The following is an 11,349-nucleotide window of genomic DNA, read 5'->3' on the forward strand; positions in this document are numbered from 1 at the left end:
GGGCAGGGCGCCCTATGCCAATGCGCTATGGTCAACCTGTTCAAGAACTTGCCCGACCAAGGGCGGCACGACAGATCCGCGCGGTCGCGGTCTGTGCTGCTCCGTGCCGTACTGGTGCTGTCGGTCCTTGCCGTATTTGCCGCTCAACCCCTGCTGGCACAGGATGACGGAATTACCGATGGACAGGACACGCCTGACACGATTTCCGCGCAGGAAGGCAAGGCCACGGTCAGCGCCGATGAGATGGAGTCGGGCGAATTCAATTCCGAACTGGGCGCGGGCGTCGAGGTCGACCCGTCCGAGGCGGTCGAAAGCTCGGCGCTTGACGATCCCAACCACCCCTCGGTATCGGACGCAACCGCCGCGCAGCAATCGACCGAACCGCCCACGGCCGAGGCGGTCGAGGATCCCGCCGCCGAAGCCGCCGATGCGGCGAATCCCGGTGCCGCGAATCCCGGGGTGGCGGATACCGCGCGCAGCGTGACCGCGCCGGCCATGACCCCGACCGATGTGGCGCCGCCCGGCATGTCGCTGGTTCCCGAGACGCTGCCCGATCAGCCGGCAGCCGCCGCGCCCGCGCCCTCTGCCGCGTCCCGCAGCAAGGCGCCGCGTTCTTACGGGCCGGTCTCGCAGCCGCTTGTGGTGGTCGAGCTGTTCACCGCGCAGGGTTGTTCGTCATGCCCGCCGGCCGACGTGCTTCTGGGCGATCTGTCGGATGATCGCGACGTGCTGGCGCTGGCGTTCCATGTCGACTATTGGGATTATCTGGGCTGGGCCGATCCTTTCGCCCGCCCCGAGTTTACCGAGCGGCAGAAATCCTATGCCCGCGCCGCGCGTGAGCATTCGCTTTACACGCCGCAGATGATCGTCGGCGGCACCGATACGCTGATCTCGGCCCGGCCGGCCGATCTGATGGCGCTGATCGCGGAAAATCTTTCGCGGCCCCCGGTGATTACCGCGACCCGACAGCAGAAGGGCGATACCCTGATCACCGAGCTGGTGCCGATCGGCGCGAGCGCAGGACCGTCGGCGGTGTTCCTGATCCGTTACGTGCCGGAACGGAAGATGACCGTCATGGCAGGCGAAAATCGCGGCAAGACCATGGTCTACCGCAATGTCGTCGTCGGGATCGAGCGTCTGGCCGACTGGGACGGACGCGGCCCGCTGCGGCTGACGGTGCAGGCCAGGAAAGGCGAGAAGTCGAATGCCTATCCGGCCGACACCCGCCATGCGCTGATTGTCCAGCAGATGAAACCGGGCCGGGTCGAGTTGCCCGGACGCATTCTGACCGCGCTGCGACTGGACTAAGCTTTCCCCGCCGACCAAAACAGGATCCGATGACCCCCGGCGCCTGGTCCGCGATTCCCGCGACCCTTGCCGGAACAAGGGGGGGAAGGCAGCGGATTGACGGATTGGCTGAACGCCATAACCGGCACGCCCGAAGGTGCGCGTCTGGCAACGATTCTGGCGATTGCGGCCGCGTTTCTGCATGCGGTCTTTGGGGCGCTGCAAAAGGGCCGGTTCGATCCGTGGTTAAGCCGGGCCGCAATCGACTCGGCCTATGGGTTGATCGCGCTGCCCATCGCGCTGTTTCTGGTGCCCTGGCCCGAGCCCGTTCACTGGCTGATCCTGCTGGGCGCGGTCGTCATTCACATCATTTACAAGACTTTGCAGGCGATGACCTATCAGCGGGGCGCTTATACCGTCGTGTATCCCGTGGTGCGCGGCTCGGCGCCGCTGTTTGCGGTGATCTTCGCGGGTGTGGTTTTCGGCGAGCATTTCAACGCGGTGCAGTGGTTGGGCGTGGCGATCCTTGTGCTGGCGATCTTTGGGCTGGCGGGGTTCAATTATCGCCGCATCACCGTGGGGCGTGATACGCTTTTGCCCGCATTGGGGTTCGCGATGCTGACCGGGGCCTCGGTCGCGCTTTATACGACCTATGACGCCTATGGCGTCCGCGCGACACCGAACCCCTTCACCTTTCTGGCGTGGTTCTTTTTCCTCGATTCGCTCTATATGCCGATCCTGCAATGGCGAAGGCTCGTCTCGGTTCCGACGGATTTGCGTGGTCCGCTGGCCCGGCGCGCGGTCATCGGCGCGCTGGTGGCTTTCGCCAGTTTCGGCTCGATCCTGATGGCGACCCGGCTGGACGATGTTGGCCGCGCTGCGGTCCTGCGTGAAACCTCGACCGTCTTTGCCGCATTGGTCGGCTGGCTGATGCTGGGCGAAAGGGTCGGGCCGGTGCGGGTCGTTCTCATGGCTTTGATCGCTTTGGGCGCCGTGATCGTGGAGTTTGCCGCGTGAATGGGGTAAAGCGCAGGCTGTCCGAAGCTGAAGGAATCTGACGCATATGTCCGAAAGACCGATCAACCCGTTGCTGAAAATGGCGCTTGAACTGGGGCCATTGCTGATTTTCCTGGCGGTGTTTCTGCGCTTCAAGGATCAGCAGATCATGCTGTTCGGCAGCCTGCATTCGGGGTTTGTCGTGGCCACGGCGGTGTTCGTCGTGGTGCTGGCGGTGGCGACGGCGGCGCTTTGGGCGCTTACCGGCAAGCTGTCGGTGATGCAGATCGTGTCGCTGCTGCTGGTTCTGGTATTCGGTGGATTGACGGTCTGGTTCGACGATCCGCGTTTCATCAAGATGAAGCCGACGATCATCTATCTGATCTTCGCCGGCATTCTGACGCTGGGCGCGCTGCTGCGGCGCAACTGGCTGCAACTGGTGCTGGCCGAGGCATTGCCGATGCAGCCCGAGGGCTGGCGCATCCTGAACCTGCGGATGATCGCCCTGTTCCTGGGGCTGGCGGCCGCCAATGAAATCGTCTGGCGGAATTTCAGCGATGCGACATGGATCTGGTTCAAGATCATCGGCCTGACCGTTGCGATGGTGGTTTTCATGGTTCTGAATGCCGGTCTTTTCCGGCGCTATGCATTGCCCGAGGAAGAGGGCTGAGCCGCAAGCCGCGCATTGCCTAAGTGCCGGCGACGCGGTAACCCCCAAGGCGCATAATCGCCGGGCGCATAATCTTGCAAGGATCCCAATCAGCCATGTCAGACGCACGTAACAAGCCGCTGCATCCCCGCACACGCGGAGTTCATCACGGCATCCGGCGCAGCCAGTATGGTGAGCTGGCCGAGGCGCTGTTCATGACCCAGGGTTTTCATTACGACAGCGCCGAACAGGCCGAGGCCCGGTTCATCAAGGTCGGCCCGGATGAGTTCATCTATGCCCGCTATGGAAACCCCACCAGCCGGATGTTCGAGGACCGGATCGCCGATCTGGAGGGCACCGAGGACGCATTCGCGACCGCCAGCGGCATGGCGGCCGTCAACGGCGCGTTGATGGCGATGGTCAAGCCCGGCGATCATGTCGTCGCGGCGCGGGCGCTGTTCGGATCCTGCCTGTACGTTCTGGACATCCTGCAGAAATTCGGGGTCGAGGTCAGTTTCGTCGACGGCACCGATCTGGACCAGTGGCGCGCCGCCGTGCGTCCCGGCACCCGCGCGGTTTTCTTTGAAACCATGTCGAACCCGACGTTGGAGATCGTGGACATCGCCGGCGTGGCGGAAATCGCCCATGCCGCCGGTGCGACGGTTGTGGTCGATAACGTGTTCACCACGCCGGTGTTTTCGCGTGCGGTGGAACAGGGCGCCGATGTGGTGATCTACTCCTCGACCAAGCATATCGACGGCGCCGGCCGGGCGCTTGGCGGGGTGATCTGCGGCACGCGGGATTTCGTCCGCGGCGTGGCCGAGCCCTATGTCAAGCACACCGGCGGCGCGATCAGCCCGTTCAACGCATGGCTGATGCTGGGCGGCATGGCCACGATGGACCTGCGGGTCCGGGCGCAGGCCGATACCGCCCTGAAGCTGGCGACGGCCATGGAGGGACGGCCCGGGTTCGCGCGGGTAATCTATCCGGGGCTTGCCAGCCATCCGCAGCACGATCTGGCGATGCGTCAGATGGGCTCGGGCGGCACGATGATCGCCATGGATCTGCAGGGCGGCAAGGACGCGGCCTTCGATTTTCTGAACCGTTTGCAGATCATCAGCATCTCGAACAACCTCGGCGATGCCAAGTCGATCGTGACCCATCCCGCGACCACGACCCACCAGCGGCTGAGCGATGAGGATCGCGCCAAGCTGGGCATCGGCCCGGGACTGGTCCGGCTGTCCGTCGGGATCGAGGATGCCGACGATCTGCTGGACGATATCGACGCCGCGCTGAAGGGCTGATCGCTTTACCGCCGGCCCGCCGGTGACCGCGTGGCCGAAGCTTGCCGGCGAATCGGCCCGGGCGGGCCCCCTCGCGCACTATGGCGGGGGCGGCGCGCGCGTGCCGATCTACCCCAAAGCTCTTTCATTTCGGTGAAAATGCCCCCACATTCAGCCCCGACCCTTTGCGGAGCATCAGGATGACCAAGGCAAACACCGGACTGCCCCCGGCCGCTTACCCCGCGCTCAGCCGTGAATACCCGGCCGATTTCAAGGTCACCGAGGCCTATAAGGCCACCCTTCCCGATATGCAGAACACCCCGCATATCATCGGCGCGCGCACCGCGATCCAGCATGTCGGGATCAGCAATTTCCGCCTGCCGATCCGTTATCAGCAGGCCTGCGGCGGCGAGATCACGCTTGAGACCAGCGTCACCGGCACGGTCAGCCTCGAGGCTGACCGCAAGGGCATCAACATGTCCCGCATCATGCGGTCCTTCTATGCCCATTCCGAAAGCCTGTTCAGTCTGGACGTGCTGGGCGCGGCGCTTGACGATTACAAATCCGATCTGGACAGCTTCGACGCCCGGATCCAGATGCGCCTGTCCTATCCGGTGCGGGTCGAATCGCTGCGCTCGGGCCTGTCGGGCTGGCAATATTACGACATCGCGCTGGAACTGGTCGAACAGGGCGGCGAGCGCCTGCGGATCATGCATTTCGATTACGTCTATTCCTCGACCTGTCCGTGCTCGCTGGAACTTTCCGAGCACGCGCGCGAGACCCGGGGCCAGTTGGCGACGCCGCATTCGCAGCGGTCCATCGCGCGGCTGTCGGCGGTGATGCTGCCGGGCCGCAAGCTGTGGTTCGAGGATATGGTGGACATTGCCCGCCGCGCCGTGCCCAGCGAAACCCAGGTGATGGTCAAGCGCGAGGACGAACAGGCCTTCGCCGAACTGAACGCCGCCAACCCGATTTTCGTCGAGGACGCGGTGCGGGCCTTCGCCGAGCAAATGCAACTGGACCCCCGCATCGGCGATTTCCGGGTGATTGCGAGCCATCAGGAATCGCTGCACTCGCATGATGCCGTGAGTTTGCTGACCGAGGGGCCGACGTTTGCGCAATCGAGCCTGGACCCGATGACGTTTGCGGGGTTGAGGGGGTAGGGGGAATGATAACCGCCGCCCGTTGCACACACCGCGAGCGATCGTCTGGCACGGTAGAGTTTGGGATAACGCTTTAGTATTGAGGCGGAAGTTTAGGAGTACAAAGCGGCAGGAATAGGCTGGGGAACGGGCACGTTCGAAAGTTTTATCAGCAATTTCTTGGCGTTTTGAATGCGGACAAAAGTCGCTTTCTCAGGCTTGCGTTCGACCGTTTCTTTCCAAGGATCGGGGTAACCTTCATAGGACAAGAACACAGCGGTTGCTGCGAGCTCTAACTCGATGGAGTCCGACGCCACCGCTATGGACGCCACAGCTTTACGTGATTCGTTCCCCTCTGAAGATGCGTCACCACTAACACTGTAAGTAGAGTAGGTTGCACCCCACTGCGTTTGAGTTTTGACTTCAGACAAGTCGCCGAACAGCGCCCCAAACTCGGCAGATGATGCTAGGCTGTCGCTAAACGGACCGTAATGTTTGTAAATAAATTTGAAGCTGTCATCGAGGCCGGTAGCTGTGAGTAGGTAGGCTATTTTTTGAAGCCTCGTCCGTCCAACGATTCGACCGCCTGCATCACTAATGAGGTCAACAACTTCTTTGACCTTAATGTCGGACATTAGTTATCTCTCCCTCAATGATATCGGTTATAATTTTTCGGGCATCCCCATCGTCAGGATCATAGTACGCGCGGGTCAATTTATACACACTAAGTGCACGGACGACTTCCGATCGTTGTCGGATATCTATCAACATACCGCCATCGGTGCGAACGTAGATTTGTTCATTGTGTCCATGACTGCTACCGCCTGCTTTGTAAGGTTTTCTCTCCGTTGCGTCCACGAATACGCGGGGCACGGCACCTTCTTCTTCACTCTCCAGCTGTTGTAACTTCTGTGCGATGGACGCACAACATTTTTCGATTCTGGCTAGATCTTGTGACTCACTTAGGTTGTGGGGGTCAACCCTGTGCGCAATCTCGGATCGGATGTCGTAGCACTTAAAAAGCTTTCGATTCAGAAGTCTATCTGCAAACGAGGCCAACAGTTTGTCTTCAGAGAGTCGTACCAAGTGAAGCGCCCCCCACACAACTGTGTCGTCAAGGGCCAAGACGCTCTCCACAGCTTCGGGTTCTCGCGCAAATCGGACAATTGGGTGGTTGGCCGGTAGTCCGGTCCTTTCGACGGCACCGTCTTGAACCAATCGAACCAGTCGGACGAGAATCTCCGTGAATAGGAGTTCTGCGCCTCGGGTGGTTTTGTGGAAATAGATAGTCGGATACAGCTGGAACAAGCCCATCACATAGGCTTCGGCAGCTTGGATGGCCTTGGGGCCTATAACGAATGTCGGAAACGTGCCGACCTCGGTGTCGTCAATCCCCGTAGTGACGTTGCCTATATCTAAGTTTGCCAGCAACCAAACCAGGGCGATAGCTGAATGCTTGCTGCCTGTCATCAGCCGATCGCGTTGCATATAGTCCAGTCGGTCGGCGTCAAACTGGCTTGAAACTACCGAGTTATGTAGGGTGATCTTACCTTCTTTTTTTATCATGTTTGCGACGTTTGCCGCAAAGCCAGCCATGAAACCGTTGTTGAGTATTTCGGCAATTTCTCCGTTGCGGATAAGCTCGTCACTCATCACCTCATGGTCGGCCAACTTTAGCCCAAGGCGCTTTCCGACGGTCTCAAATGCATGGCTGAACGGGCCATGTCCAACGTCATGAACCATCGCGGCGGACAGCGCGATCTTCTCGCGTGTTTCGTTGTTCTCGGTTGATTTTTTGCGAACTGTCGTCATCAGTTGTCTGGCGGTGTGGAATACGCCAATGCTATGGGCGAGCCTTGTGTGCGTTGCTCCTGGGTAAACTAACTCTGAGAAACCCAGTTGTTTGATCCGACGCAAGCGTTGAAAAGGTCTGCTTTGAAGCAGTTGCCAAACAACCCGCTCAAGTTCCACCTGTGTGTCGAACTCTATTAGGTTATGGACGGGGTCACGCACGCGTTGGATCGTCAATCTGGAAACTTGCCTTGTTGTTCTGATGGTCGGGTGTTCTTCAAACATTCTACATCATCTGGAAAGCGTAGCAAGTTGTGGGGGCTCTGCGGCGTGTCGGTACAATTCTTAGAAATTTTTCACCCAGCGTAAAGTTGTTGGTTGTAACAAGATTGAACTTAAATTCAGCTTCCGAATTTTTCCAAAAAATCCCGCCCCCACCCCCTTGAACCGTCCCTGCCCACCCCTACATGCCACCCATGGACCGGGCCCCTCTGGCGATGTCGTATCGTGATGTCGGACCATCGTTGAAACAGGGCGGCCCGCGTTACCTCCGGTGTTCCGGTGCCGTCCGACAGGAACAGGGTCGGACATGGAAATTCTACTGACAATCTATCTGGGGCAGCCGCTGTGGATGTGGCTGGTGTTTCTGGGGCTGGTGGCGGTGCTGCTGGCGCTGGATCTGGGCATCCTCAACCGTGGCAACCGCGAGATCGGCGTGCGCCGCAGCCTCGCGCTGTCGGCGATGTATATCGCGCTGGGGCTGGCCTTCGGCGGCTTTGTCTGGTGGCAGATGGGCCAGCAGGCGGCGGTCGAATACGTCACCGGCTTCGTGGTCGAGAAATCCCTCGCCATGGACAATATCTTCGTCATCGCGATGATCTTCGGCTATTTCGCCATCCCGCGCCATTTGCAGCACCGGGTGCTGTTCTGGGGCATCTTCGGGGTGATCGTACTGCGGGCGATCATGATCGGCCTTGGCGCCACGTTGGTCGCGCAATACGGCTGGGTTCTGTATATCTTCGCGGCTTTCCTGATCTTCACCGGCATCAAGATGCTGTTCGCGGCGGATCACGATCAGGATCTGGGCGACAACCGGCTGCTGGGCTGGCTGCGCCGCAATCTGCGGGTGACCGATACCCTGCACGGCGAGAAGTTCTTTGTCCGCCAGCCGAACGCAAAGGGCAAAATGCTGACCTATGCGACGCCGCTGTTCATGGCGCTGGCGATGATCGAGATCGCGGATGTGATCTTCGCGGTCGACAGCGTGCCGGCGATCTTCGCGATCACCACCGATCCCTATCTGGTCTATACCTCGAACATCTTCGCGATCCTTGGCCTGCGGGCGCTGTATTTCGCGCTGTCGGCGGTGCTGCACCGGTTTGCCTATCTGAAACATGCGCTGGCGGTTCTGCTGATCTTCATCGGCTCCAAGGTTTTCGTGGCGGATGCGTTCGGTCTGACCAAAGTGCCGCCGGCGGTCTCGCTGGGCATTACCTTCGCTATTCTTGCGGCGGGTGTGCTGTGGTCGCTGTGGAAAACGCGCACGCCGCGGGAGATTGCGAACAACTCGTGAACATGGGCTTCCCCCGGACGTATCGGATCGCTATGTTGGCGGTATGACCGGGTTCGACGATAGAGACGCCTTTGAACACGTAGCCGTGTCGCTGTCGCAACGCGCGATGGCGGCGCGGCCGACGCCGTATATGGACGGGCTGAACGATCAGCAGCGCGCGGCGGTCGAGGCGCTGGACGGGCCGGTGCTGATGCTGGCCGGTGCCGGCACCGGCAAGACCCGGGCGCTGACCACCCGCATCGCGCATCTGCTGACGCTGGGCAAGGCGCGGCCGGGGCAGATCCTGGCCGTCACCTTCACCAACAAGGCCGCGCGCGAGATGAAGGACCGGATCGGCCGGCTTCTGGGCGAGACGGTCGAGGGGATGCCGTGGCTCGGCACCTTCCACTCGGTCAGCGTCAAGATCCTGCGCCGCCATGCCGAACTGATCGCGGGCACATTGCCGAACGGCGACGAGATCACGCTGAAGCCGAATTTCACCATTCTGGACACCGACGATCAGTTGCGGCTGCTGAAACAGCTTATCGCGGCCGAGAATATCGACGAAAAGCGCTGGCCGGCGCGGATGCTGGCCGGGCTGATCGACGGCTGGAAAAACCGCGCGATCACCCCCGACCGGGTGCCGAAAGCCGATGCCCGGGCCTATGACGGCTGGGGGGTGCGGCTTTACGCCGCCTATCAGGCCCGGCTGCTGGCGCTGAACGCGGTCGATTTCGGCGACCTGCTGCTGCATTGCGTCACCATCTTCCAGAACCACCCGGACGTTCTGGCACAGTGGCAGGACCGGTTCCGCTATATCCTCGTCGACGAATATCAGGACACCAACGTCGCGCAATACATGTGGCTGCGGTTGCTGGCGCAGGCGCATCGCAACATCTGCTGCGTGGGCGACGACGACCAGTCGATCTATGGCTGGCGGGGCGCTGAGGTCGGCAACATCCTGCGGTTCGAGACCGACTTTCCCGGCGCCAAGGTCATCCGGCTGGAACAGAATTATCGCTCGACCCCGCATATCCTGGCCGCTGCCTCGGGGCTGATCGCAGCCAACGCGAATCGCCTGGGCAAGACCCTTTGGACCGAGGCGACGGGGGGCGAGCAGGTGCGCCTGATCGGCCATTGGGACAGCGAGGCCGAAGCCCGCTGGATCGGCGAAGAGATCGAGGCGTTCCATGGCGGCCACCGCGCCGCCATCGGCCGGCGCGATCTGAACGACGTCGCCATTCTGGTCCGCGCCAGTCACCAGATGCGCGCCTTCGAGGACCGGTTCATGACCATCGGGTTGCCCTACCGCGTCATCGGCGGCCCGCGATTCTATGAGCGCCAGGAAATCCGCGATGCCATGGCCTATTTCCGGCTGGCCGTCAGCCCCGACGACGATCTGGCCTTCGAGCGGATCGTGAACCTGCCAAAGCGCGGCCTTGGCGACAAGGCGGTGCAGACCATCCAGGGCGCCGCCCGCAAACAGGGCGCGAACCTGCTGACCGGCGCCAAGCTGGCGGTGCGCGACGGCATGTTGGGCGGCAAGGGCGCGGGCCGGCTGCGCGAGTTTACCGAAAGCATGGGCCGCTGGCATGCGGATGCGCTCGACAGCACCGTCAACCATGTCGAACTGGCCGAGCGCATCCTTGACGAATCGGGCTATACCGCCATGTGGCAGGCCGACAAGTCGCCGGACGCGCCGGGGCGTCTGGAAAACCTCAAGGAACTGGTCAAAGCGCTGGAGGAATTCGATAACCTGCAAGGCTTTCTGGAACATGTCGCGCTGGTCATGGACAATGACAGCGCCGAGGCACAGGACGCGGTCAGCATCATGACGCTGCATGCCGCCAAAGGTCTTGAATACCCGATCGTCTTTCTGCCGGGGTGGGAGGACGGGTTGTTCCCCAGCCAGCGCAGCATGGACGAAACCGGGATGAAGGGCCTCGAGGAAGAACGCAGGCTGGCCTATGTCGGCATCACCCGCGCCGAAACTCTGGCCACGATCAGCTTTGCCGGCAACCGCCGCATGTACGGGCAATGGCAAAGCTCGCTGCCCTCGCGGTTCATCGACGAGCTGCCGGGCAGCCATGTCGAGGTGCTGACCCCGCCCGGGCTTTACGGCGGTGGCTTTGGCGCGGCGGCGCAGCCATTTGCACAAAGCAATATGCACGACCGCGCGGCGCAGGCGGATGTCTACAACTCGCCCGGCTGGAAGCGGATGCAGGAACGCGCCGCCAGCCGGCCGGGCCCCACGCATCGCACGCCGGTGGTGATCGACCATGATCCCGCCGCCCGGTTTTCGGTCGGCGATCGGGTTTTCCATCAGAAATTCGGCTATGGCGAGATCGTCGATATGTCCGAGGATACGCTGAGCGTCGCCTTCTCGACGGGAATGAAAACGATCAAGGCCGCCTATGTGCAGCCGGCCGAGGCGGCGGGCGACGTGCCGTTCTGACCGGCCGCCCGACCGGCGCGGGTGTCACCGGCGCAGGAGCCACCCATCTTCCTTGTCCAAATATCCATTACTGCGGGGCAATACGGCCGAAGGTTTCGGACAGCCGCGCGTCCTCGCCCTCGGTGCCCCATGGCGGGTTCAGGATGAACATGCCCGACCCGACCATGCCGTGACCGGGGCGGGCGGGGGGAAAC

At 61.6% G+C, this 11,349-nt stretch carries 9 protein-coding genes and 1 pseudogene; 7 read left to right on the forward strand and 3 right to left on the reverse strand.

The window, feature by feature from the left end; genetic code table 11:
• Nucleotides 1-93 precede the first annotated feature (93 nt).
• From ACFSCT_RS11360 to folE2, 5 genes are all read left to right on the forward strand, one after another.
• Nucleotides 94-1,308: a DUF1223 domain-containing protein gene (locus ACFSCT_RS11360; RefSeq protein ID WP_379142833.1), complete on the forward strand. Its 1,215-nt coding sequence runs from the start codon at nucleotides 94-96 to the stop codon at nucleotides 1,306-1,308.
• Nucleotides 1,309-1,404: 96 nt separating this feature from the next.
• Nucleotides 1,405-2,304 carry an EamA family transporter gene (locus tag ACFSCT_RS11365; RefSeq protein WP_379142835.1) on the forward strand — a complete coding sequence of 300 codons (900 nt, stop codon included), beginning with the start codon at nucleotides 1,405-1,407 and terminating at the stop codon, nucleotides 2,302-2,304.
• 46 nt (nucleotides 2,305-2,350) lie between these two features.
• Entirely contained in the window at nucleotides 2,351-2,953 is a 603-nt protein-coding gene (locus tag ACFSCT_RS11370) for an inner membrane-spanning protein YciB (RefSeq protein WP_379142836.1), read from the forward strand.
• 95 nt (nucleotides 2,954-3,048) lie between these two features.
• Nucleotides 3,049-4,236 carry an O-succinylhomoserine sulfhydrylase gene (gene metZ / locus ACFSCT_RS11375; protein WP_379142839.1) on the forward strand — a complete coding sequence of 396 codons (1,188 nt, stop codon included), beginning with the start codon at nucleotides 3,049-3,051 and terminating at the stop codon, nucleotides 4,234-4,236.
• 179 nt (nucleotides 4,237-4,415) lie between these two features.
• Nucleotides 4,416-5,378 carry a GTP cyclohydrolase FolE2 gene (folE2, locus tag ACFSCT_RS11380; RefSeq protein ID WP_379142840.1) on the forward strand — a complete coding sequence of 321 codons (963 nt, stop codon included), beginning with the start codon at nucleotides 4,416-4,418 and terminating at the stop codon, nucleotides 5,376-5,378.
• Nucleotides 5,379-5,470: 92 nt separating this feature from the next.
• Here folE2 and ACFSCT_RS11385 read toward each other — a convergent pair whose 3' ends face one another.
• Nucleotides 5,471-5,992 carry a hypothetical protein gene (locus ACFSCT_RS11385; protein ID WP_379142842.1) on the reverse strand — a complete coding sequence of 174 codons (522 nt, stop codon included), beginning with the start codon at nucleotides 5,990-5,992 and terminating at the stop codon, nucleotides 5,471-5,473.
• On the reverse strand, nucleotides 5,979-7,433 hold the full coding sequence (locus ACFSCT_RS11390) for an HD domain-containing protein (protein ID WP_379142844.1): 1,455 nt from the start codon (nucleotides 7,431-7,433) through the stop codon (nucleotides 5,979-5,981). Before ACFSCT_RS11390 ends, ACFSCT_RS11385 begins: the two co-directional genes overlap by 14 nt.
• A gap of 304 nt (nucleotides 7,434-7,737) precedes the next feature.
• Here ACFSCT_RS11390 and ACFSCT_RS11395 point away from each other — a divergent pair, with 304 nt between their 5' ends.
• Nucleotides 7,738-8,721, forward strand: a complete 984-nt coding sequence (locus ACFSCT_RS11395) for a TerC family protein (RefSeq protein WP_379142846.1) — start codon at nucleotides 7,738-7,740, stop codon at nucleotides 8,719-8,721.
• Between the two features lie 43 nt (nucleotides 8,722-8,764).
• Complete coding sequence (locus ACFSCT_RS11400) at nucleotides 8,765-11,155, forward strand: ATP-dependent helicase (RefSeq protein WP_379142848.1); 2,391 nt, start codon at nucleotides 8,765-8,767, stop codon at nucleotides 11,153-11,155.
• Between the two features lie 67 nt (nucleotides 11,156-11,222).
• Here ACFSCT_RS11400 and ACFSCT_RS11405 read toward each other — a convergent pair.
• Nucleotides 11,223-11,349, reverse strand: a pseudogene (locus ACFSCT_RS11405) (23S rRNA (adenine(2030)-N(6))-methyltransferase RlmJ); the annotation flags it as partial.

The sequence above is a fragment of the Paracoccus pacificus genome (assembly GCF_042680785.1).
Lineage (GTDB): Bacteria > Pseudomonadota > Alphaproteobacteria > Rhodobacterales > Rhodobacteraceae > Paracoccus > Paracoccus pacificus.

Excerpts from the sequence above, each read along its gene's own strand:
- ACFSCT_RS11370 (WP_379142836.1), top strand. The coding sequence starts at position 2,351 with ATGTCCGAAAGACCGATCAACCCGTTGCTGAAAATGGCGCTTGAACTG.
- metZ (WP_379142839.1), top strand. The coding sequence starts at position 3,049 with ATGTCAGACGCACGTAACAAGCCGCTGCATCCCCGCACACGCGGAGTT.
- folE2 (WP_379142840.1), top strand. The coding sequence starts at position 4,416 with ATGACCAAGGCAAACACCGGACTGCCCCCGGCCGCTTACCCCGCGCTC.
- ACFSCT_RS11385 (WP_379142842.1), bottom strand. The coding sequence starts at position 5,992 with ATGTCCGACATTAAGGTCAAAGAAGTTGTTGACCTCATTAGTGATGCA.
- ACFSCT_RS11390 (WP_379142844.1), bottom strand. The coding sequence starts at position 7,433 with ATGTTTGAAGAACACCCGACCATCAGAACAACAAGGCAAGTTTCCAGA.
- ACFSCT_RS11395 (WP_379142846.1), top strand. The coding sequence starts at position 7,738 with ATGGAAATTCTACTGACAATCTATCTGGGGCAGCCGCTGTGGATGTGG.
- ACFSCT_RS11400 (WP_379142848.1), top strand. The coding sequence starts at position 8,765 with ATGACCGGGTTCGACGATAGAGACGCCTTTGAACACGTAGCCGTGTCG.